Genomic DNA, 19,594 nt, shown 5'->3' with positions numbered 1-19,594 from the left:
CCGCGCGCATTCCGCGGCGGGCCGGAGCGAATTCGTGCCCGATCAGACCCGGCGACGCTTGGGCGGACGGCAGCCGTTGTGCGGAATCGGCGTGACGTCGCGGATCGCGGTGATGGTGAAGCCGCAGGCGGCCAGCGCGCGCAGCGCGCTTTCACGACCCGAGCCGGGGCCCTGCACCTCGACCTCAAGTGTCTTCACGCCGTGCTCCTGCGCCTTGCGGCCAGCGTCTTCGGCGGCCATCTGCGCGGCATAGGGCGTGGACTTGCGCGAGCCCTTGAAGCCCATCGCGCCGGCGGACGACCAGGCGATGGCGTTGCCCTGCACGTCGGAGATCAGGATCTTGGTGTTGTTGAAGGACGAATTCACATGCGCCACGCCGGTGGCGATGTTCTTGCGTTCCTTGCGCTTGGGGGTGCGACGATCGCGTGCCATTGTTTCTGCCCTCCCTTACTTCTTCTTGCCCGCGATGGGCTTGGCCGGACCCTTGCGGGTGCGGGCGTTGGTGTGGGTGCGCTGACCGCGCACGGGCAGGTTGCGGCGATGACGCAGGCCGCGGTAGCAGCCAAGATCCATCAGGCGCTTGATGTTCATCTGCACCTCACGGCGCAGGTCGCCTTCCACCGTCAGGTTCTGGTCGATGTACTCGCGGATGCGCAGCACATCGGCATCCGAGAGCTCGTTGACGCGGCGGGCGGGGTCGATCCCCACCGCCTCGACGATCTGGTTGGCCGTGGTCGGGCCGATTCCGTAGATGTAGGTCAGCGCGATCGGAACGCGCTTGTTGGTCGGGATGTTGACGCCGGCAATGCGTGCCACGTGGTCTGTCCTTTCGTTGCGGTTCCGTAATTCCAGAACCTTTTTTCACAACGCTGGCCGCGCGGCGGATGCCGTGCGGCCCGGCTTGGGCGGATGATGCCCGGAGATGCGGGGCAGAAAGCCGCCCGAAGCGATTCCCTGCAGAGACGCTGCGAGTTAGGCGCAAATGCGCCCCCCGTCAAGGGGGCGCCTTTCTGCGCTTCACGCGGCCTTGGCAAGCCCGTCGAGAATGCCGCGGATCTCGGTCGCGACTTCCTCGATCTCGCCCATGGCATTCACCGGCCGCAGAAGCCCCTTGCAGTAGTAGTAGCCGATCAGGGGCGCGGTCTGCTTGTAATAGGCGAAAAGCCGCGTGCGCAGGCTTTCCTCGTTGTCGTCGGCGCGGCGGGCAAACTCCGTGCCGCCGCACTTGGCGCATTTTCCATCGGCCGGAATGGGCTTGGTGATGTCGTTGTAGACCTCGCCACACGTGGCGCAGGTCGAACGGGCCGTGATGCGCTGGACGAGCGCCTCGTCATCCACCTGCATCTCGATCACGGCATCAAGCTTCTGGCCTTCCTCTTCCAGCAGCGCTCCCAGCGCATCGGCCTGCGCCAGCGTGCGCGGAAAGCCGTCGAAGATGAAGCCGCCGGGCGCCTCGGCCGTCTCGAGCTTCTCGCGGATCAGGCCGATGACGATCTCGTCGGTCACGAGCTCGCCGCGGTCCATCACCTCGGCCACGCGCTTGCCCATCTCCGTGCCCGAGGAGCGCGCCTCGCGCAGCATGTCGCCGGTGGAGAGCTGCACCATGCCGCGCTCTTCCACGAGGATGCGCGCCTGGGTTCCCTTGCCTGCCCCCGGGGGGCCGAGAAGAATGATGTTCATCGCCGAGCCGGAGCCTTTCTCGTCTTCGTCGTCTTGCCACCGCGCTTGCGACCGCGCAGCTGTGATTTCTCGATCAGCCCTTCATACTGATGCGCCAGAAGGTGTGACTGAACCTGATTGATCGTGTCCATGGTCACGGAGACGACGATCAGCACCGAGGTGCCGCCGAAATAGAACGGGATCGCCAGCTGCGAGCGCAGGATCTCGGGCAGAAGCACCACCGCCGCAAGATAGGCCGAGCCCAGCACCAGAACGCGGTTGACCACATACTCCAGATATTCGGCCGTCTTCTTGCCGGGGCGGATGCCGGGGATGAAGCCGTTCTGCTTCTTGAGGTTCTCGGCCACCTCCTCGGGCTTGAAGGCGACGTTGAAGGTGTAGAAGTAGGTGAAGAACACCACCATCGCCCCGAAGAACAGCAGGTAAAGCGGCTGGCCGGGCCCGAAATAGGCAAGGATCGTGCTCATGATCGGCCCGGTCTGGTTGCCCGAGAAGGTCGCGAGGGTGGTGGGCAGCAGCAGAAGCGAGGAGGCGAAGATCGCCGGGATCACGCCCGCGGGGTTGACCTTGATCGGCAGATGCGAGGAGCCGCCGTCATAGATCTTCATGCCCACCTGCCGGCGCGGATACTGGATGTGGATCTTGCGCAAGCTGCGCTCCATGAACACCACGAAGGTGATCACCGCCACCACCATCACCATCACGCCAACGATCACCGCCGGGCTCAGCGCGCCCGACCGCCCGGAGGCGAAGAACTGTGCCAGCGCCGCCGGCACCTCGGCGATGATCCCCACGAAGATGATCAGCGAGATGCCGTTGCCCACGCCGCGGGCGGTGATCTGCTCGCCCAGCCACATCAGGAACATCGTGCCGCCGACAATGGTGATGACGGTGGAGGCGCGGAAGAACCAGCCGGGATCAGTAACAAGGTCGCCCGCCTCCAGCGAGACCGCAAGGCCGTAGGCCTGGAAGGTGGCCAGGAACACCGTGCCATAGCGTGTGTACTGGTTGAGCTTCTTGCGCCCCTGTTCGCCCTCCTTCTTCAACTGCTCGAGCGCGGGCACCATGGCCGCAAGCAGCTGCACGATGATCGAGGCGGAGATGTAGGGCATGATCCCCAGCGCGAAGATGCCCATGCGGGCGATGGCGCCGCCGGTGAACATGTTGAGCATGCCCCCGAGCCCCGCCTGCGCCTGATCCATGAACTCGCGCAGTGCCTGACCGTCGATTCCCGGCACCGGGATGTAGGTGCCGAGCCGGTAGACGATCAGAAGCCCCAGCGTGAAGAAGATGCGCTGGCGAAGTTCCTTCGCCTTGCCCAGCGCGCTCCAGCTGAGGTTCGCCGCCATTTGCTCTACTGCAGATGCCATTTGCGGTCTCTTCTCAGTTGAACGCCGCCGGCCCGGTCTTCCCGGTCCGGCGGCGCAAGGAAAACTCGAGCGTCATTTAGGCCGGCCCGGGCCGGCCCACAACCTCTCACTCGGCCGCCGGAGCCGCCTGGGCGGTCTTCAGCGTGCCGCCGGCCGCCTCCACCGCGGCCACGGCCTGACGCGAGGCGCCGGTGACGGCGAGATCGACCTTGGCGGAGAATTCGCCCTTCGCGAGCACGCGGACGCCGTCGAGCCGCCGGCGCACCAGCCCCGATTCGACGAGGACTTCCTCGGTGATCGGCTTGCCCGCATCGATCTTGCCCGCGTCGATGAACTTCTGGAGGATGCCGAGGTTGACCACGGCGTATTTCTTGCGATTGGGCTTGTTGAAGCCGCGCTTGGGCAGGCGCTGGTAGAGCGGCATCTGCCCGCCTTCGAAGGCGTTGATGGCCACGCCGGAGCGGGATTTCTGGCCCTTGATGCCGCGCCCGGCGGTCTTGCCCTTGCCGGAGCCGGGGCCACGGCCGACGCGCTTGGCCTTCTTGGCCGCGCCGGGGTTGTCGCGCAATTCGTGCAGTTTCATGTCGCTTCTCCTTGGCCGGACGCGCCCTGCGAAGCGAGACGGGGCGGCCACGGCATGTTGTCGATGGATGCGGCCCCGAATGCCGGGCCACCCGCGGCGTATAGGCGAGCGGAACGGGAGGATCAAGGCCGTCGATGACGGCGTTTGCCCGCCCCTCGCGGGGCCGCGCTGGCGCGCGGCGCCTTCGGCGAGGGTACTTGGACCAGGATGATGCACCCAGAAAAGCCAGGCGCCCCGGCCGCGTGAGCAACCGGGGCGCCGGATTGTCGCCGAGGATCAGCGCGGATCAGCCGCGCTCCTCGATGATCTGCACCAGATGCGGGATCTTGCGGATCATGCCGCGGATCGCGGGCGTGTCCTCAAGCTCGCGCGTCTTGTGCATCTTGTTGAGCCCGAGGCCGATCAGCGTCCGGCGCTGAACGGCGGGGCGGCGGATGGGCGAGCCCACCTGCTTCACGACGATCGTCTTCTTCGCCATCGTCCGGGTCTCCCTCAGGCTTCGGCGCCGGTTTCGGCGGGCTGTTCGGTGCGGTGCAGCACCTCGGCCACCTTCTTGCCGCGACGCTGGGCGACCATGCGCGGGCTCGATTCCTTCTTCAGCCCGTCGATGGTGGCGCGGATCATGTTGTAGGGGTTCTGAGACCCCAGCGACTTGGCGACCACGTCCTGCACGCCGAGCATCTCGAACACCGCGCGCATCGGACCGCCGGCGATGATGCCGGTGCCGGCCGGCGCCGAGCGCATGATCACCTTGCCGGCCCCGTGACGGCCCTCCATGTCGTGATGCAGCGTCCGGCCCTCACGCAGCGGCACGCGGATGAGGTTGCGGCGCGCCTGCTCGGTGGCCTTGCGGATCGCTTCGGGCACTTCCTTGGCCTTGCCCTTGCCGAAACCCACCCGGCCCTTCTGGTCGCCCACGACGACGAGTGCCGCGAAGCCGAAGCGCTTTCCGCCCTTCACCGTCTTGGACACACGGTTGATCGCGACGAGACGATCGGCGAATTCCGGGGTTTCCTCGCGCTCGCGACGATCCCGGCGTTGCGGTTCTCTTGCCATCTCCCGTCTCCTCAGAATTTCAGACCGCCTTCACGGGCCGCATCGGCAAGCGCCTTGATCGTCCCGTGATAGAGGTAGCCGCCGCGGTCGAAGTAGCACTCCTCGATCCCGGCCTTCTTCGCGCGCTCGGCAATCGCCGCGCCGACCTTGGCGGCGGCGGCGGCATTGTTCTTGCCGACCACGCCGAGATCCTTCTCCAGCGTCGAGGCCGAGGCCAGCGTGCGGCCGGCCACGTCGTCGATGAGCTGGGCGGAGATGTTCCTGTTCGACCGGTAAACGGATAGCCGCAGCCGGCCCGCGTTCACCTTGCGCAGCTTGTTCCGAACGCGCAGGCGGCGCTTCAGAAACAGGTCCCGTTTGCTGTTTGCCATCTGTCGCGTCCCTACTTCTTCTTGCCTTCCTTGCGGAAGATGAACTCGCCCTTGTAGCGGATGCCCTTGCCCTTGTAGGGCTCCGGCGGCCGCCATTCACGGATGTTCGCGGCAACCTGGCCGACGAGCTGCTCGTCGGTGCCTTCCACCACGATCTCGGTCTGCTTCGGGCAGGTGACGGTGACGCCCGGCGGCACCTCGAAATTCACCTCGTGGCTGTAGCCGAGCGACAGCTTGAGCGTGTTGCCCTGCATCTGCGCGCGGTAGCCGACGCCGTGGATCTCGAGCTCCTTGCGAAAGCCCTGGGTCACGCCCTGCACCATGTTTGCCACCATCGTGCGGGTCATCCCCCACTGCTGGCGCGCGCGCTTGGAGTTGCCGCGTGGCTTCACCGTGATGACATTTCCGTCGAGCGTGATGGTCACGTCATCGGTGGCGGTGAAGCTGCGGGTGGCCTTGGGGCCCTTGATCTGCACGGTCTGGCCGGAGACGGAGGCCTCGACCCCCGCGGGCAGCTCGACCGGCTTCTTACCAATTCGAGACATCTGCCTTCCTCCTCAGAACACGGTGCAGAGCACTTCGCCGCCGACATTGGCCGAGCGCGCGGCTGCATCCGACATCACGCCCTTCGGCGTGGAGACGATCGCCACGCCCAGCCCCTGCCGGACTTCGGGGATGTCCTTCACACCCATGTAGACGCGACGGCCAGGCTTGGAGACGCGCTTGATCTCGCGGATCACGGGAGCGCCGTCATAGTATTTCAGCTCGATGCGCAGCGCCGGGTGGCCGCGCTCGTCAACCGTCTTCTCGTAGCCGCGGATGTAGCCCTCCTGGGCCAGCACATCGAGCACCCAGGCGCGCAGCTTGGAGGCCGGCGTGACAACGGAGGTCTTGCCGCGCATCTGCGCGTTGCGGATCCGGGTGAGCATATCGCCGAGAGGATCGTTCATTCCCTGTCCTCCTTACCAGCTCGATTTCACGAGGCCCGGAATCTGGCCCTCGCTGCCCAGCTCGCGCAGCATGATACGGCTGATCTTGAGCTTGCGGTAATAGGCATGCGGCCGGCCGGTCAGCTGGCAGCGGTTGTGCAGTCGCGTCGGCGAGGAGTTGCGCGGCAGCTTGGCAAGCTTCAGCCGGGCCTTGAAGCGCTCCTCCATCGGCAGCGACTCGTCGTTCGCGATTTCCTTCAGGCGCGCGCGCTTGGCGGCGTATTTCTGAACCAGGCGCTGGCGCTTCTTCTCGCGCTCGACCATGGATTTCTTGGCCATGTCTCTTTCTCCTCCCGCGCTCAGCTCGAAAACGGCATGTTGAAGTGCTTCAGAAGCGCCTTCGCTTCCGCATCGGTCTGCGCGGTGGTGCAGATGATGATGTCGAGGCCCCAGACCTCATCGACCTTGTCGTAGTCGATCTCGGGGAAGACGATGTGTTCCTTCAGCCCCATGGCGTAGTTGCCGCGCCCGTCAAAGGACTTGCCCGGCACGCCGCGGAAGTCGCGCACGCGCGGGAGCGCAATGGTGATGAGCCGGTCAAGGAACTCGTACATGCGGTCGCCGCGCAGCGTGGCCTTGGCGCCAAGCGGCATGCCCTCGCGCACGCGGAAACCGGCGATCGACTTCTTCGCCCGGGTGATCACCGCCTTCTGACCGGCGATCAGGGTGAGGTCGTCTGCCGCCGACTTGGCCTTCTTCGAGTCGCGCACCGCCTCCGCACCACAGCCGATGTTGAGCACGATCTTGTCGAGCCGCGGGATCTGCATGTCGTTGCGGTAGCCGAACTCCTCCTTGAGGGCCGGCCGGATCTTCTCGCGGTAGAGCGCCTTCAGACGCGGGGTGTAGTTGGCGGCATCAAGCATCGATCACGTCCCCCGTGGTCTTGGCGTAGCGCACCTTGCGGCCATCCTCGGTGATGCGGAAGCCGACGCGGGTGGGTTTGCCGTTCTTGTCCAGAAGCGCCAGGTTCGACAGGTCGATCGGCATCGCCTTGGGAATGCGGCCGCCCTGGCTCGTCTGCGTCTGGCGCTGGTGGCGGATGGCGATGTTGACGCCCTCCACGATCGCCTTGCCGGCCTTGCGGTCGACCGAGACGATCTCGCCGGTGCGGCCCTTGTCCTTGCCGGCAAGGACGATGACCTTGTCGCCCTTCTTCAGCTTGGCAGCCATCACAGCACCTCCGGCGCGAGCGAGATGATCTTCATGAAGTTCTTGGCCCGCAGCTCGCGGCAGACGGGGCCGAAGATGCGGGTGCCGATGGGCTCGCCGGCGTTGTTGAGAATCACCGCGGCGTTGCGGTCGAAGCGGATGGCGGTGCCATCCTCGCGGCGCACCTCCTTGGCGGTCCGCACGACGACGGCCTTGCGCACGTCGCCCTTCTTGACGCGGCCGCGCGGGATCGCCTCCTTCACCGAGACGACGATGATGTCGCCGACGGAGGCATATTTCCGCTTCGACCCGCCCAGAACCTTGATGCACTGAACCTTCCGGGCACCGGAGTTGTCAGCGACATCCAGATTGGTCTGCATCTGGATCATGTGGTTTCTCCCGACCTTTGGGGCCGCCGTGCAGTCCGGACATCGACCCCAGGGTTTCGTTCAAACCGGAATGTGGTCAGGCTCGCGCCACCACCTCCCAGCGTTTGGTCTTCGAGATCGGCGCGCATTCCTGAATGCGCACGACATCGCCGATCTTGAACTCGTTGTTCGGGTCATGCGCCCGGTACTTCTTGGTCTTGCGCACCGTCTTCTGCAGAAGCGGATGCTTGAAGCGCCGCTCGACCAGAACGGTCACGGTCTTGTCGTTCTTGTCCGAGGTCACGGTGCCCTGCAGGATTCTCTTCGGCATCTCTCAGGCTCCCCTCACTCGGCCGCCGCGCGGGCTTTTTCGTTGAGCACGGTCATCACCCGCGCAATGTCGCGGCGGACCACACGCATGCGCGCGGTGTTTTCCAGAGCGCCCGTGGCCTGCTGGAAGCGCAGGTTGAAGGCCTCCTTCTTCAGCTGAGCCAGCTGGTCGCGCAGCTGGTCGGGCGTCTTGTCACGCAGTTCCTTGGCATCCAGTGCCATCGTTCTTCCCTTTCAACATCACCGGATGGCCCCCGAAGGGTCACCCTGATTCCGGTGGAGCGGTGGATGAGCGGGCCGTTTACGCCGAGGCGCCGCGCATGGCAACCCTTTTTTCGCGGATTTCGCGCGCAGGCGTGCAAACCCTCTCGCCTCTCGCGCGCGCCTCGTCTAGATGGGCGCCATGGCACAGATATCTTCGCTCTTCGTCACGCGCCTCTACCGCGCCCATCTCTCCGAGCACGGCCCCGAGATCGACCCCGACGAGCTTGAAGCCTCCTGCCTCTCCATCGCCGAGGATGACGAGGCCGGCCAGCGCTGGTGCGCGGAAAACGGCTATCCGGGTTACACGAGCTACGCCTCGCTCACCGACCTGCCGTGGCGCTTTCCGGTCTTCGCCGATCTCGTTGAGGCGCTCGATGCGCACGTCGCCGCCTTTGCCGAGGATCTCGAGTTCGATCTGGAAGACCGGGCGCTCGTGCTCGAGGACATCTGGATCAACATCCTGCCCGAGGGGGGCATGCACGCGAGCCACATCCACCCCCATTCGGTGATCTCCGGAACCACCTACGTGGCCATGCCCGAGGGCGCCTCGGCGCTGAAGCTCGAGGATCCGCGCCTTGCGCGCATGATGGCCTCGCCCGCCCGCCGCCGCGACGCGCGCGAGGAGCTGCGCCCCTTCATCTACATCCGCCCGCAGGTGGGCGAGGTGCTCATGTGGGAAAGCTGGCTGCGCCACGAGGTGCCGATGAACATGGCCGAGGAGGAGCGCATCTCGGTGAGCTTCAACTATCGCTGGGAATGAGAACGCCGGCGCATCCGCCCCCGGCCGCGCGGGAGGGTGGAGACGGCCGCGCTCATGTCGTCAAGGGCAGCGCCCGGCCCGGGGCGGGTGCGAAGCGCCTGCCCGAGGGGGCGGGGCGGGCGCTGCCCGGCCTGACGGCCGGGCCGGAGGATGCAGACGGCTGCGCCCTTGTCACCTGAGGCCGCGCGCGCCCCGCCCGGGCCGAATTCGATTGAGCGCAGCTCGCTCTACCCCGCCTCAAGCTCGATGTCGCCGATGAGCAGCGCGAAGGAGGCGCCGTGCATGTCGCGATCGGCCACACTGCCCTGAACCGCGGGGCGCGGCAGGCTGAACTTGATGACGGCGAGATCGGCGATCTCGAAGCGCCGCACGCTCGCGGGCGCCGCACCGAGGCGCCGGGCGACCTCATCGGTGGAAAGCTGCGCGCACACCTTCTCGAAGCTCGCGGCGTCGGGCAGGAAAACATCGATCGTGAGCCAGAATGGCCCCGCGTTCTTCGAGCGGATATGGCTTGCAACCTCGCCGAGCGTGCTCATGGCCCGACCTCGAGCGTCGTCAGCCGGAAGGCCTGCATCGGATCGTCGAGCGCCATGACATGGTGCAGGCAGAACTCATAGGCCGCTCCGCGCGCGATCTCCGCCGGCGAGAAGGGGAAGGCGAAGGTGGGCATGGGCTCATCCTCCGTCAGCGGATGGTGCAAGAGGTAGGGGTTGAGTGTCTTGGCCACTTCTCCGGCGAGGGTCTCGTCGCCCGCGGTGACGATGCCGAGAACCCCCACTTCGCTGCCCGCCCGCGCCGCGCGGTCGAGCGCCCCGAGCGTGGCGTCAAGCCCGATCAGCCTGAGTTCCACCGAGAAATCCGCCCGCCCGGTTCTGGCCCGCGCCTTTTCGACCACGCGGCGAGCGATGTCCGCCGTCCATTCCCGGATCGCGGCGACGTAGCGCGGGTCGCGCACCAGCGCGAGCGTGACCACCTGAAAGCCCGCGCGCCGCGCCCCCTCAAGCTTGACGGTGTAGCGCGGAGAAGCCACCCAGCGGCTGCCCGTCACCCGCACCCGCGCCGCATCGAGCGCCTCGTACCGCGCGCGCCGCACATCGAGATGACCGCCCGGCTCATGCAGGATGAACGGGTCGGCGTTTTCATAGAGCATGTGCGCCGAGACGCTGCGCGGCGTGGCGCCCGCGCCGGGACCCAGCGCGGTGAGGGTGAAACCCTCCTCATCGAAATCGAGAAGGATGCTGCCCGAATTCGGCCGGGTGGTGGCGAGCGCCCCGCATTCGCCGACCTTGGCGCCATGCCAGGCCGCCCCTGCGTGACAGCCGCGCGCAAGCGGCAGGGCGGCGATGATCGCCGTGTCGGTGGTGCGCCCGGCAATGACGATGTCCGCTCCCGTGGCAAGTGCCGCCTGCACCTGCTCGGCGCCGGCAAGCGCAACGATGTTGGTGCACTCGGCCACCGCCTCGGGCGTCACTTCCGGCGCGCCGGGCAGCGGCTCGAGCCGGCGCTCGGCGAGCGCCTCGGCGATCTCGGCCGGCGCCTGCCCGCTCTTCAGCACCGCAAGGCGCAGCCGCTCGCCGCGCTCGGCGGCGATCTCGCGGGTGATGTCAACGAGCCAGTCCACCGCCGCATCCGCCCCGCAGGTGCCGGCGGTGCCGATGATGAGCGGCACGCCCGCCCGCGCGCGGGCGTCGATGAGCGCCGCCCACTCCGCCTTGGTCGAGGCGCGGGAGTATTTCGAAGTGCCGGTGCCAAGGTAATGTGGCCCCGAATCGGTGGAGCCCCCGTCGATGGCGATGAGATCGGGCCCCGCCGCGAGCCCCGCGGCGAGCGCCGCCTCCTCCCAGCCAAGGCCGAGGGCGCCCGAGGGAACCAGCACCCGCACGCCCATCCGCCGCTCCTCCTCAGTCGGTGATCGCCTGCGGCCGGCGCAGGAACGGACGCAGGAAGATCGGCGCGACGAACCCGACCACCGCGGCGATCCAGAGCCCGATGGAGATGGGCGAGGAGAACAGATAGGTCCAGTCCCCGTCCGACAGCACCATCGCGCGGCGCAAGGAGTCCTCCATGTTGTTGCCGAGCAGGATGCCGAGGATGATCGGCACCGTCGGCACGTCGAGCTTGCGCAGCGCCCAGCCGAGCAGGCCGAAGCCGACCATCATCAGAAGGTCGAAATAGCTGCCCGAGAGCGAGTAGATGCCGACGAAGGAGACCATCGTCACCCCCGGCAGGAGCACATGGGGCGGCACCTGCAGGATGCGCACGAAAAGCTTCACCATGGGCACGTTCATCGCCAGAAGCACGAAGTTGGCGATCAGCAGCGAGGCGATGAGCCCCCACACCACATCGGGCTTCTCGGCAAAGAGCGTCGGCCCCGGCGTGATGTTGAGCGTCATCAGCAGCGCGAGCAGTACCGCGGTGGTACCCGAGCCCGGCACGCCGAGCGTCAGCATCGGCACCAGCGCGCCACCGGCGGCAGCGTTGTTGCCGGCCTCCGGCGCGGCCACGCCCTTGGGGTTGCCGGTGCCGAAACCCGCCTTATCACCGGCAATCGCCTTCTCCGACATGTAGGCAAGGAAGGAGCCGAGCGAGGCGCCCGCGCCCGGCAGAACCCCGGCAATGAAGCCCACGAGCGAGCCGCGGAGCATCGTCCAGCCGCTGGCCAGGATGTCGCGCACCGGCACGGTGACCTTCTTGAGCCGCACGCCGATGGACGTGCTCTGACCGTGGCTCTCGATGAACACGAACACCTCGGAAATGGCGAAGAGCCCGACGATCGCCACGAGAAAATCCACCCCGTCCATCAGATGCATGTTGCCGAAGGTGAAGCGCGGCATGCCGGTGGTGTTGTCGAGCCCGATCATGGCGATGCCAAGGCCGATGCAGGCCGAGATCGCCGCCTTCGCCTGGTTGTTGGAGGCAATGCCGCCCAGCGTGCAGAAGGCCAGCATGTAGAGCGCGAAATACTCGGGCGGGCCGAAACGGTAGGTTATGCCCGCAAGCAGCGGGGCAAGCAGCATCAGCCCGATGGTGGCGAGAAAGGCACCGACGAAGGAGGCCACCCCCGAGATCACCAGCGCATCCCCCGCCCGGCCCTGCTTGGCCATCGGGTAGCCGTCAAGCGTGGTCATCAGCGCCGGTTCGTCACCGGGGATGTTGAGAAGGATCGACGAGATCCGCCCCCCATACATCGCCCCGTAGTAGACCGCCGTCATCAGCACCAGAGCCGACGTGGCATCGAGACCCATGGTGAAGGTGATCGGAATGAGGATCGCCACACCGTTCGATGGCCCGAGCCCCGGCAGCGCGCCGATGATGGTGCCGAGAAAACAGCCGATGACCGCCAGCATCAGCGTGAAGGGCGTGAGCGCCACCGAAAAACCCAGCGCGAGATTGGTCAGAATGTCCATGGTTCAGCCAAGCCAGCCCTTCGGAAAAGCCACAAGGCCAAGCCCGAGAGCATATTTGAAGATCACGAACAGACCCAGCGACAGCCCAAGCCCCGTCAGCGCCGCCGGCACGGGGCGCGGCGAGATCTGGTAGGCCAGGAGCCCCGCGGCGATGGCGGTGGGAATGAGAAAGCCCATGGGTTTCAGCGCATAGGCGTAGGCGACCAGCACCACCAGCGCGAAGGCGATTGCGCCGAGGCGGCGCAGGCCGGGCCATTGCGGGTCGGGGTCGGGGCGGAGCATGACGATGACGCCGCACAGCGCCGCCACCGCGCCGATCAGGATCGGAAAGGTCTTCGACCCCACCGGATCGGACAGAAAGCTCGTCTGGATCTGCGTGGCGCTCGCGATGTAGGCGAGCGCCACCAGAGTGACGACCAGACCGAAGATCCGGTCGGAGATCATCACTGGATGACCCCGATTTCGCGGCTGAGCTCCTCGGTGTCCTTGATCACCTGATTCACCCACTCCTGGAAGTCGCCGCCGACCTTGGTGAAGGGAGCCAGACCATTGGCTTTCATCGCTTCCTTCCACTGCTCGCTTTCGGCGACCTTGCGCAGCATCTCGGCGATCTCGTTGAAGCGCTCGTCGGAGATGCCCTTGGGCACGTAGAGGCCGCGCCAGTTCACCGCCACCACGTCATAGCCCTGCTCCTTGGCGGTCGGGATGTCCTCGAAGCCCGGAACGCGCTCCTCGGTCAGGACCGCAAGCGCGCGCACCTCGCCCGACTTCAGGAAACCGACGATTTCGGACATGTCGCCGGTCATCGCCGTGGCATGACCGCCGATCACCTGGGTGATCGCGTCGGCGCCGCCGTCAACGCCGATGTACTTGACCTTGCGGATGTCGTCGAAGCCGGCCTTCTTGAGGATCATCAGAACCTTCAGATGGTCGAAGCCACCCGCGGCCGAGCCGCCGGCAAAGCTGACGGATGACGGGTCGGACTTCACCGCTTCCACGAGATCCTTGAGCGACTTGTAGGGGCTGTCGGCGGCCACGACGATCACGCCGGGGTCAGCGCCGATGGCCCCCACGAAACGCACCTGATCGGCCTTCAGACCGCCATAGGCGTTCTGCGCCAGCCGCGTCGCTGTGGCCTGGCTGGCCGCCACGATCAGGTTCGGATCGTCATTGCGCTCGTTGACGACATGGGCAAAGGCGAGCCCCCCGCCGCCGCCGGCCATGTTGGTCACCTGCACCGGCTCGTCGACAAGGCCAAGCTCGTACATGATCTTGCCGATCTGCCGGCAGGTGAAGTCCCATCCACCACCCGGGTTCGCGGGCGCGATGCACTCCATCGCCGCCGAGGCCGGCGCAGCAGCGCCGAAAGTCATGAGAACGCCTGCCGCGAGGCTGGCGAAAAATCCTCTTCTCTTGATGTGTTCCCTCCCATGGATTGCGCGGGACGGAACGCCAGGCTCCGTCCGGTCCGACCACATTACATTTCGCCGCCGTTTTGGGAAGACTTTGCACGAATGCGCCGAGCTCCACGTGTCATGGCGGGACTGCGGCCGCACCGGGAGAACCGGAAGGAGAGGATGTCCACGAAAAATGCAAGGCCCCCGCCGGGGATGCCGGCGGGGGCCCTTGAACTCTCGCGGAAGCGCGAAATCTACCAGTCTTCGCGAACCACGGTGCGCGTCTTGATCGGCAGCTTCATCGCCGCGAGCCTGAGCGCCTCGCGCGCCACCGCCTCGCTCACGCCGTCGATCTCGAACATGATCCGCCCCGGCTTGACCTTGGCCGCCCAGTAATCGACCGAGCCCTTGCCCTTGCCCATCCGCACTTCGGTGGGCTTGGAGGTCACCGGCACATCGGGGAAGATGCGGATCCACACCCGGCCCTGACGCTTCATGTGTCGGGTCAGCGCGCGGCGCGCGGCCTCGATCTGGCGGGCGGTGATCCGCTCGGGCTCAAGCGCCTTCAGCCCGTAGGTGCCGAAGTTGAGCTCGAAGCCGCCCTTGGCCTGACCGTGGATGCGGCCCTTCTGCTGTTTGCGGTATTTGGTGCGCTTGGGTTGAAGCATCTCGCATTCTCCTCAGCGGCGGCCGCCGGCGCCACGCGGCGCAGGGCCTTCCTGGATCTCCTGGATGCGACGGTCATGGGCCGAGGGATCGTGCTCCATGATGTCGCCCTTGTAGATCCACACCTTGACCCCGATGACACCGTACGGCGTCATCGCTTCGGCACGGGCGTAGTCGATGTCCGCACGCAGCGTGTGCAGCGGCACGCGGCCTTCGCGATACCACTCGGTGCGGGCGATCTCCGCACCGCCAAGGCGGCCGGCAACGTTGACCCGGATCCCGAGCGCGCCCATGCGCATCGAGTTCTGCACCGCCCGCTTCATGGCCCGGCGGAACGACACGCGGCGCTCGAGCTGCTGAGCGATCGACTCGGCGACAAGCTGGGCGTCAAGCTCGGGCTTGCGCACCTCGACGATGTTGAGGTGCAGCTCCGAGTCGGTCATCTTCGCAAGCTTCTTGCGCAGAGTCTCGATATCGGCGCCCTTCTTGCCGATGATGACACCCGGCCGCGCGGTGTGGATCGTCACGCGGCACTTGCGGTGCGGGCGCTCGATGATCACGCGGCTGATGCCGGCCTGCTTGCACTCCTTCCGGATGAAATCGCGGATGCGCACATCCTCGAGAAGCAGATCGCCATATTCCTTCTTGTCGGCATACCAGCGGCTGTCCCAGGTGCGGTTGACCTGCAGACGCATGCCGACGGGGTTGACCTTGTGACCCATTAGGCTCGCTCCTCGACTTGACGCACCTTGATCGTGAGCTCGGAGAACGGCTTGTTGATGCGGCCGAAGCGACCACGGGCCCGCGGACGGCCCCGCTTCATCACAAGGTTCTTGCCCACCCAGGCCTCGGCGACGACAAGCTCGTCCACATCCAGCCCGTGGTTGTTCTCGGCATTGGCAATCGCCGACTGCAGGCACTTCTTGACGTCGACGGCGATGCGCTTTTTCGAGAAGGTGAGATCGGCCAATGCCTTTTCCACCGGCTTGCCGCGGATCATGGCGGCGACGAGGTTCAGCTTCTGCGGGCTGACACGCAGCATGCGCGTCTTGGCCATCGCCTCGTTCTCGGCCACGCGGCGCGGATTCTTCTCCTTACCCATGGCTTACTTCCTCTTCGCTTTCTTGTCGGCCGCGTGCCCGTAGAAGGTGCGGGTGGGCGCGTATTCGCCGAACTTCTGGCCGATCATCTCCTCGGTGACGAGCACCGGGATGTGCTTGCGGCCGTTGTACACTCCAAAGGTCAGGCCGACGAACTGCGGCAGGATCGTGGATCGCCGCGACCAGATCTTGATGACTTCCTTGCGGCCCGATGCGCGCGCCTTTTCCGCCTTCTTCAGGACGTAGGAGTCGACAAAGGGCCCCTTCCAAACCGAACGTGCCATGGATCAGCGCCCCTTCTTCTTGGCGTGCCGCGAGCGGATGATCAGCTTCGACGACGGCTTGTTGCGGTCGCGCGTACGCGCGCCCTTCGTGGGCTTGCCCCAGGGAGTGACCGGGTGACGGCCGCCGGAGGTCCGGCCCTCACCACCACCATGCGGGTGATCGACCGGGTTCATCGCCACGCCGCGCACCGCCGGACGGCGGCCCAGATGCCGGCTGCGCCCGGCCTTGCCGAGGTTCTGGTTCGAATTGTCCGGGTTCGACACGGCGCCGACCGTGGCCATGCACTCCTGGCGCACCATCCGCAGCTCGCCCGAGCTCAGACGGATCTGCGCGTAGCCGCCGTCCCGGCCGACGAACTGGGCATAGGTGCCGGCGGCACGCGCCAGCTGCCCGCCGCGCCCGGGCTTGAGCTCGATATTGTGCACGATGGTGCCGATCGGCATGCCGGTGAAGGGCATCGCGTTGCCCGGCTTCACGTCAACCTTCAGGCCGGCGACCACCTTGTCGCCCACCGCCAGACGCTGGGGAGCCAGAATGTAGGCCTGCTCGCCGTCCTCGTAACGGATCAGCGCGATGAAGGCGGTGCGGTTCGGGTCGTATTCGATCCGCTCCACCGTGGCCGGAACGTCGAACTTGCGACGCTTGAAATCGACGATGCGGTAAAGACGCTTCGCCCCACCTCCGCGGCGGCGCATCGTGATCCGTCCGGTGTTGTTCCGGCCTGCCTTCTTGGTGAGGCCCTCGGTGAGGGCCTTCACAGGGCGGCCTTTCCAAAGCTCCGAACGGTCGATCAGCACCAGCCCGCGCTGGCCAGGCGTCGTCGGCTTGTACGACTTGAGTGCCATGCTTCCTGTCTTCCGTTGGCTCGTGGGCCCGTGGGCCCGGTTCATTTCGGTTGCTGTCCGGCCGCCGGGGGCGCATATCCCGTCCGATAGCCGAAATGCCCGCGGCCCCGGTTGCCCGGGGCCGAGGTCGCCGCTCTCTATTAGAGACCGGTGGTCACGTCAATCGTGTTGCCCTCCTCGAGGGTCACGTAGGCCTTCTTGACGTCCTTGCGGCGGCCGCGAATGCCGCGGAACCGCTTGGTCTTGCCCTTGGTGATGGTGGTGTTGACCGCCTTCACCTTCACGCCGAACAGCGCCTCCACCGCTTCCTTGATCTGCGGCTTGTTGGCATCCATCGCCACTTCGAAGACAACGGCCCCGTTCTCGGAGGCCATGGTTGCCTTCTCGGTGATGATCGGCTTGCGGATCACGTCGTAGTGTTCGGGTTTCGCACTCATTTCAGCCGCGCCTCCAGAGCTTCGACACCGGCCTTCGTGAGCACGATCGTGTCACGGCGCAGGATGTCATAGACGTTGGCCCCGACCGACGGCAGCACATCGAGGCCCTCGATGTTGGCCGCGGCGCGGGCGAAATTGGCATCAACCTCCGGCCCGTCGATCACGAGCGCGCGCTTCCAGCCGAGCGCACGCACCTGCCGCGCAAGCGGCCCGGTCTTGGGCTCGGCCACCTCGGCGGCGTCGAGCACGACGATCTCGCCGGCCTTGGCCTTGGCCGAAAGCGCCATCTTCAGGCCCAGCTTGCGCACCTTCTTGGGAAGGTCATGCGCGTGGCTGCGCGGCACGGGGCCCTTGTACACGCCACCGTGGCGGAAGATCGGCGCGTTGCGGTCACCGTGGCGGGCGCCGCCGGTGCCTTTCTGGCGGTAGATCTTCTTGCCCGAGTAGCTCGTCTCCGAGCGGGTCTTGACCTTGTGGGTCCCGGCCTGCGCCTTGTTGCGCTGCCAACGCACCACGCGGTGCAGGATGTCCGCCCGCGGCTCGAGATCGAAGATCTCGTCGGCCAGCTCGACCGTTCCGGCCTTGCTGCCGTCAAGCTTGATCACGTCGAGTTTCATGCCTCACCTCCTTCGGCCGGCTGGGCGGCCTCGGTGGCCTCGCCAGCCTCGGCGGCGGCGCCGTTGGTCTTCAGCGCGGCAGGCTTCGCGACGTTCTCGGGAAGCGGCTTCTTGACCGCGTCCTTGATCGTCACCCAGCCGCCCTTGGCACCGGGAACCGCGCCCTTGACCATAATGAGCCCGCGTTCCGGGTCGGTCCTGACCACCTGCAGGTTTTGCGTGGTCACGCGAACCGCGCCCATGTGGCCCGCCATCTTCTTGCCCTTGAACACCCGGCCCGGATCCTGGCACTGGCCGGTCGATCCGTGCGACCGATGGCTGATCGACACACCGTGGCTGGCGCGCAGGCCGCCGAAGTTGTGGCGCTTCATCGCCCCCTGAAAGCCCTTGCCGATCGAGGTGCCGGAGACGTCCACATACTGGCCTTCCACGTAGTGGTCGGCGGAAATCTCGGCGCCGACCGGGATCAGGTTCTCGGGGTCGACGCGGAATTCGGCCAGCTTGCGCTTCGGCGGCACCTTGGCCACGGCGAAATGCCCACGCATGGCTTTGGAGACGCGCTTGGGCTTGGCCGTGCCTGCGCCGAGCTGCACAGCGCAGTAGCCGTCCTTCTCGGGGGTGCGCTGCGCGACCACCTGGCAGCCGTCGAGCTGCAGCACGGTGACCGGCACCTGCCGTCCGTCCTCCATGAAGAGCCGGGTCATCCCCAGCTTCTTCGCGATCACTCCAGAGCGCAACATCGCTGATGCCCTCCCGTCAGACCTTGATCTCGACATCCACGCCGGCGGCGAGGTCGAGCTTCATCAGGGCGTCCACCGTCTGCGGCGTCGGGTCGACAATGTCGAGAAGCCGCTTGTGGGTGCGCATTTCCCACTGGTCGCGGCTCTTCTTGTCGATGTGCGGGCCACGCAGCACGGTGTACTTCTCGATCTTGTTGGGCAGCGGGATCGGCCCGCGCACCTGCGCACCGGTCCGCTTGGCGGTGTTGACGATTTCGCGGGTGCTGGCGTCGAGCACCCGGTAGTCGAACGCCTTCAGGCGGATACGGATGTTCTGGCTTTGAATGGCCATCTTTCTTGCCTTTCCGGGCTTCGGTTGAGAGGTGGGCCGGGGACCACCCCCGACCCACGTCGAACCGGTTTGTCAGTCGCTCCCCGCCCTTTTGCGGGCGGGCGGGCTTACTTGAGGATCTTGGAGACCACGCCGGCGCCGACGGTGCGGCCACCCTCGCGGATGGCGAAGCGCAGGCGCTCCTCCATCGCGATCGGCGCGATCAGCTCGACCGTGAACGACACGTTGTCGCCCGGCATCACCATCTCCACACCCTCGGGCAGCTTCACCGTGCCGGTCACGTCCGTCGTGCGGAAGTAGAACTGCGGACGGTAGTTGGCGAAGAACGGCGTGTGACGGCCACCCTCCTCCTTCGTCAGGATATAGGCCTCCGCCTCGAACTCCGTGTGCGGCGTCACCGAACCGGGCTTGCACAGAACCTGCCCGCGCTCCACCTCGTCCTTGCCGATGCCGCGCAGAAGCGCGCCGATGTTGTCGCCCGCCTCGCCACGGTCGAGAAGCTTGCGGAACATCTCCACGCCCGTCACCGTGGTCTTCTTCGTCGGGCGCAGGCCGACAATCTCGACCTCGTCGCCAACCGTCACCACGCCGCGCTCCACGCGGCCCGTCACCACCGTGCCGCGGCCGGAGATCGAGAACACGTCCTCGATCGGCATCAGGAACGGCTGGTCGATCGGGCGCTCGGGCGTCGGAATGTACTCGTCAACCGCCTTCATCAGCTCGTGGATCGAGTTCTCGCCGATCTCCGGGTCACGCCCCTCGAGCGCGGCCAGCGCCGAACCCTTGATGATCGGGATCTCGTCGCCGGGGAAGTCGTAGGAGGACAGAAGCTCGCGGATCTCCATCTCC

Annotated in this window: 33 protein-coding genes; 2 read left to right on the top strand and 31 right to left on the bottom strand. The window is 66.4% G+C overall.

Annotation, left to right across the window (positions count from 1 at the left end; all coding sequences use genetic code 11):
- Nucleotides 1–42: 42 nt before the first annotated feature.
- From rpsK to rpmC, 16 genes are all read right to left on the bottom strand, one after another.
- Entirely contained in the window at nt 43–432 is a 390-nt protein-coding gene (rpsK, locus tag BLQ14_RS03940) for a 30S ribosomal protein S11 (RefSeq protein ID WP_092498485.1), read from the bottom strand.
- Between the two features lie 15 nt (nt 433–447).
- Nucleotides 448–816 (bottom strand): 30S ribosomal protein S13, encoded by a 369-nt coding sequence (gene rpsM / locus BLQ14_RS03935; RefSeq protein WP_092498483.1) that lies wholly within the window; start codon nt 814–816, stop codon nt 448–450.
- Between the two features lie 201 nt (nt 817–1,017).
- On the bottom strand, nt 1,018–1,680 hold the full coding sequence (locus tag BLQ14_RS03930; protein ID WP_092498481.1) for an adenylate kinase: 663 nt from the start codon (nt 1,678–1,680) through the stop codon (nt 1,018–1,020).
- On the bottom strand, nt 1,677–3,050 hold the full coding sequence (gene secY, locus BLQ14_RS03925) for a preprotein translocase subunit SecY (RefSeq protein ID WP_092498479.1): 1,374 nt from the start codon (nt 3,048–3,050) through the stop codon (nt 1,677–1,679). The genes BLQ14_RS03930 and secY overlap by 4 nt, the downstream gene beginning before the upstream one ends.
- Nucleotides 3,051–3,156: 106 nt before the next feature.
- Nucleotides 3,157–3,633 (bottom strand): 50S ribosomal protein L15, encoded by a 477-nt coding sequence (gene rplO / locus BLQ14_RS03920; RefSeq protein ID WP_092498477.1) that lies wholly within the window; start codon nt 3,631–3,633, stop codon nt 3,157–3,159.
- A gap of 286 nt (nt 3,634–3,919) precedes the next feature.
- Nucleotides 3,920–4,111: a 50S ribosomal protein L30 gene (gene rpmD, locus BLQ14_RS03915; protein ID WP_092498475.1), complete on the bottom strand. Its 192-nt coding sequence runs from the start codon at nt 4,109–4,111 to the stop codon at nt 3,920–3,922.
- Nucleotides 4,112–4,125: 14 nt separating this feature from the next.
- The gene (gene rpsE / locus BLQ14_RS03910) at nt 4,126–4,689 is read right to left on the bottom strand and encodes a 30S ribosomal protein S5 (RefSeq protein WP_092498473.1); all 564 of its coding nucleotides are present in this window, start codon (nt 4,687–4,689) and stop codon (nt 4,126–4,128) included.
- A gap of 11 nt (nt 4,690–4,700) precedes the next feature.
- Nucleotides 4,701–5,060, bottom strand: coding sequence for a 50S ribosomal protein L18 (rplR, locus tag BLQ14_RS03905; protein WP_092498471.1), 360 nt, complete (start codon nt 5,058–5,060; stop codon nt 4,701–4,703).
- An 11-nt stretch (nt 5,061–5,071) separates the two neighbouring features.
- The gene (rplF, locus tag BLQ14_RS03900) at nt 5,072–5,605 is read right to left on the bottom strand and encodes a 50S ribosomal protein L6 (RefSeq protein WP_092498469.1); all 534 of its coding nucleotides are present in this window, start codon (nt 5,603–5,605) and stop codon (nt 5,072–5,074) included.
- A gap of 12 nt (nt 5,606–5,617) precedes the next feature.
- On the bottom strand, nt 5,618–6,010 hold the full coding sequence (gene rpsH, locus BLQ14_RS03895; protein ID WP_092498467.1) for a 30S ribosomal protein S8: 393 nt from the start codon (nt 6,008–6,010) through the stop codon (nt 5,618–5,620).
- A 12-nt stretch (nt 6,011–6,022) separates the two neighbouring features.
- Nucleotides 6,023–6,328, bottom strand: a complete 306-nt coding sequence (gene rpsN / locus BLQ14_RS03890; RefSeq protein WP_092498465.1) for a 30S ribosomal protein S14 — start codon at nt 6,326–6,328, stop codon at nt 6,023–6,025.
- A 20-nt stretch (nt 6,329–6,348) separates the two neighbouring features.
- Nucleotides 6,349–6,912, bottom strand: coding sequence for a 50S ribosomal protein L5 (rplE, locus tag BLQ14_RS03885; protein WP_092498463.1), 564 nt, complete (start codon nt 6,910–6,912; stop codon nt 6,349–6,351).
- The gene (gene rplX, locus BLQ14_RS03880) at nt 6,905–7,219 is read right to left on the bottom strand and encodes a 50S ribosomal protein L24 (RefSeq protein WP_092498461.1); all 315 of its coding nucleotides are present in this window, start codon (nt 7,217–7,219) and stop codon (nt 6,905–6,907) included. The genes rplE and rplX overlap by 8 nt, the downstream gene beginning before the upstream one ends.
- A complete protein-coding gene (gene rplN, locus BLQ14_RS03875) occupies nt 7,219–7,587 on the bottom strand; it encodes a 50S ribosomal protein L14 (RefSeq protein WP_092498459.1) in 369 nt (122 codons plus the stop codon). Before rplN ends, rplX begins: the two co-directional genes overlap by 1 nt.
- A 76-nt stretch (nt 7,588–7,663) precedes the next feature.
- A complete protein-coding gene (gene rpsQ / locus BLQ14_RS03870; protein ID WP_092498457.1) occupies nt 7,664–7,897 on the bottom strand; it encodes a 30S ribosomal protein S17 in 234 nt (77 codons plus the stop codon).
- Nucleotides 7,898–7,911: 14 nt separating this feature from the next.
- Nucleotides 7,912–8,118, bottom strand: coding sequence for a 50S ribosomal protein L29 (gene rpmC / locus BLQ14_RS03865; RefSeq protein WP_092498455.1), 207 nt, complete (start codon nt 8,116–8,118; stop codon nt 7,912–7,914).
- Nucleotides 8,119–8,299: 181 nt separating this feature from the next.
- Here rpmC and BLQ14_RS03860 point away from each other — a divergent pair, with 181 nt between their 5' ends.
- Nucleotides 8,300–8,920 carry a 2OG-Fe(II) oxygenase family protein gene (locus BLQ14_RS03860; RefSeq protein WP_092499423.1) on the top strand — a complete coding sequence of 207 codons (621 nt, stop codon included), beginning with the start codon at nt 8,300–8,302 and terminating at the stop codon, nt 8,918–8,920.
- Nucleotides 8,917–9,099 carry a hypothetical protein gene (locus BLQ14_RS15480; RefSeq protein ID WP_092498453.1) on the top strand — a complete coding sequence of 61 codons (183 nt, stop codon included), beginning with the start codon at nt 8,917–8,919 and terminating at the stop codon, nt 9,097–9,099. The genes BLQ14_RS03860 and BLQ14_RS15480 overlap by 4 nt, the downstream gene beginning before the upstream one ends.
- Nucleotides 9,100–9,147: 48 nt before the next feature.
- On the opposite strand, the gene BLQ14_RS03850 is transcribed toward BLQ14_RS15480, so the two are convergent.
- From BLQ14_RS03850 to BLQ14_RS03780, 15 genes are all read right to left on the bottom strand, one after another.
- Complete coding sequence (locus BLQ14_RS03850) at nt 9,148–9,456, bottom strand: DUF4387 family protein (RefSeq protein WP_092498451.1); 309 nt, start codon at nt 9,454–9,456, stop codon at nt 9,148–9,150.
- Entirely contained in the window at nt 9,453–10,808 is a 1,356-nt protein-coding gene (locus BLQ14_RS03845) for an acyclic terpene utilization AtuA family protein (RefSeq protein WP_092498449.1), read from the bottom strand. Before BLQ14_RS03845 ends, BLQ14_RS03850 begins: the two co-directional genes overlap by 4 nt.
- A 13-nt stretch (nt 10,809–10,821) precedes the next feature.
- Nucleotides 10,822–12,327 carry a tripartite tricarboxylate transporter permease gene (locus BLQ14_RS03840; RefSeq protein WP_092498447.1) on the bottom strand — a complete coding sequence of 502 codons (1,506 nt, stop codon included), beginning with the start codon at nt 12,325–12,327 and terminating at the stop codon, nt 10,822–10,824.
- 3 nt (nt 12,328–12,330) lie between these two features.
- Nucleotides 12,331–12,771, bottom strand: a complete 441-nt coding sequence (locus tag BLQ14_RS03835; RefSeq protein ID WP_092498445.1) for a tripartite tricarboxylate transporter TctB family protein — start codon at nt 12,769–12,771, stop codon at nt 12,331–12,333.
- The gene (locus BLQ14_RS03830; RefSeq protein ID WP_092498443.1) at nt 12,771–13,700 is read right to left on the bottom strand and encodes a Bug family tripartite tricarboxylate transporter substrate binding protein; all 930 of its coding nucleotides are present in this window, start codon (nt 13,698–13,700) and stop codon (nt 12,771–12,773) included. Before BLQ14_RS03830 ends, BLQ14_RS03835 begins: the two co-directional genes overlap by 1 nt.
- Before the next feature lie 278 nt (nt 13,701–13,978).
- Nucleotides 13,979–14,392, bottom strand: a complete 414-nt coding sequence (gene rplP, locus BLQ14_RS03825; RefSeq protein ID WP_092498441.1) for a 50S ribosomal protein L16 — start codon at nt 14,390–14,392, stop codon at nt 13,979–13,981.
- A 12-nt stretch (nt 14,393–14,404) separates the two neighbouring features.
- Nucleotides 14,405–15,112 (bottom strand): 30S ribosomal protein S3, encoded by a 708-nt coding sequence (gene rpsC / locus BLQ14_RS03820; RefSeq protein ID WP_092498439.1) that lies wholly within the window; start codon nt 15,110–15,112, stop codon nt 14,405–14,407.
- Nucleotides 15,112–15,492, bottom strand: a complete 381-nt coding sequence (rplV, locus tag BLQ14_RS03815; RefSeq protein ID WP_092498437.1) for a 50S ribosomal protein L22 — start codon at nt 15,490–15,492, stop codon at nt 15,112–15,114. The genes rpsC and rplV overlap by 1 nt, the downstream gene beginning before the upstream one ends.
- A gap of 3 nt (nt 15,493–15,495) precedes the next feature.
- Nucleotides 15,496–15,774: a 30S ribosomal protein S19 gene (gene rpsS, locus BLQ14_RS03810; RefSeq protein ID WP_092498435.1), complete on the bottom strand. Its 279-nt coding sequence runs from the start codon at nt 15,772–15,774 to the stop codon at nt 15,496–15,498.
- 3 nt (nt 15,775–15,777) lie between these two features.
- On the bottom strand, nt 15,778–16,620 hold the full coding sequence (rplB, locus tag BLQ14_RS03805) for a 50S ribosomal protein L2 (protein ID WP_092498433.1): 843 nt from the start codon (nt 16,618–16,620) through the stop codon (nt 15,778–15,780).
- A gap of 140 nt (nt 16,621–16,760) precedes the next feature.
- A complete protein-coding gene (locus BLQ14_RS03800) occupies nt 16,761–17,057 on the bottom strand; it encodes a 50S ribosomal protein L23 (RefSeq protein ID WP_092498431.1) in 297 nt (98 codons plus the stop codon).
- Complete coding sequence (gene rplD / locus BLQ14_RS03795; protein WP_092498429.1) at nt 17,054–17,674, bottom strand: 50S ribosomal protein L4; 621 nt, start codon at nt 17,672–17,674, stop codon at nt 17,054–17,056. Before rplD ends, BLQ14_RS03800 begins: the two co-directional genes overlap by 4 nt.
- Nucleotides 17,671–18,414, bottom strand: a complete 744-nt coding sequence (gene rplC, locus BLQ14_RS03790; RefSeq protein WP_092498427.1) for a 50S ribosomal protein L3 — start codon at nt 18,412–18,414, stop codon at nt 17,671–17,673. The genes rplD and rplC overlap by 4 nt, the downstream gene beginning before the upstream one ends.
- A gap of 16 nt (nt 18,415–18,430) precedes the next feature.
- Nucleotides 18,431–18,739 carry a 30S ribosomal protein S10 gene (gene rpsJ, locus BLQ14_RS03785; protein ID WP_092499421.1) on the bottom strand — a complete coding sequence of 103 codons (309 nt, stop codon included), beginning with the start codon at nt 18,737–18,739 and terminating at the stop codon, nt 18,431–18,433.
- Nucleotides 18,740–18,852: 113 nt separating this feature from the next.
- Nucleotides 18,853–19,594, bottom strand: a 742-nt coding sequence (locus BLQ14_RS03780) for an EF-Tu C-terminal domain-related protein (protein ID WP_245656935.1), incomplete at its 5' end; no start/stop codon positions are given.

The organism is Meinhardsimonia xiamenensis (genome assembly GCF_900102905.1).
GTDB classification, from domain to species: domain Bacteria; phylum Pseudomonadota; class Alphaproteobacteria; order Rhodobacterales; family Rhodobacteraceae; genus Meinhardsimonia; species Meinhardsimonia xiamenensis.
Note: the sequence above shows the minus strand (reverse complement) of the source record. Positions and strands in the feature narration are given on the sequence as shown.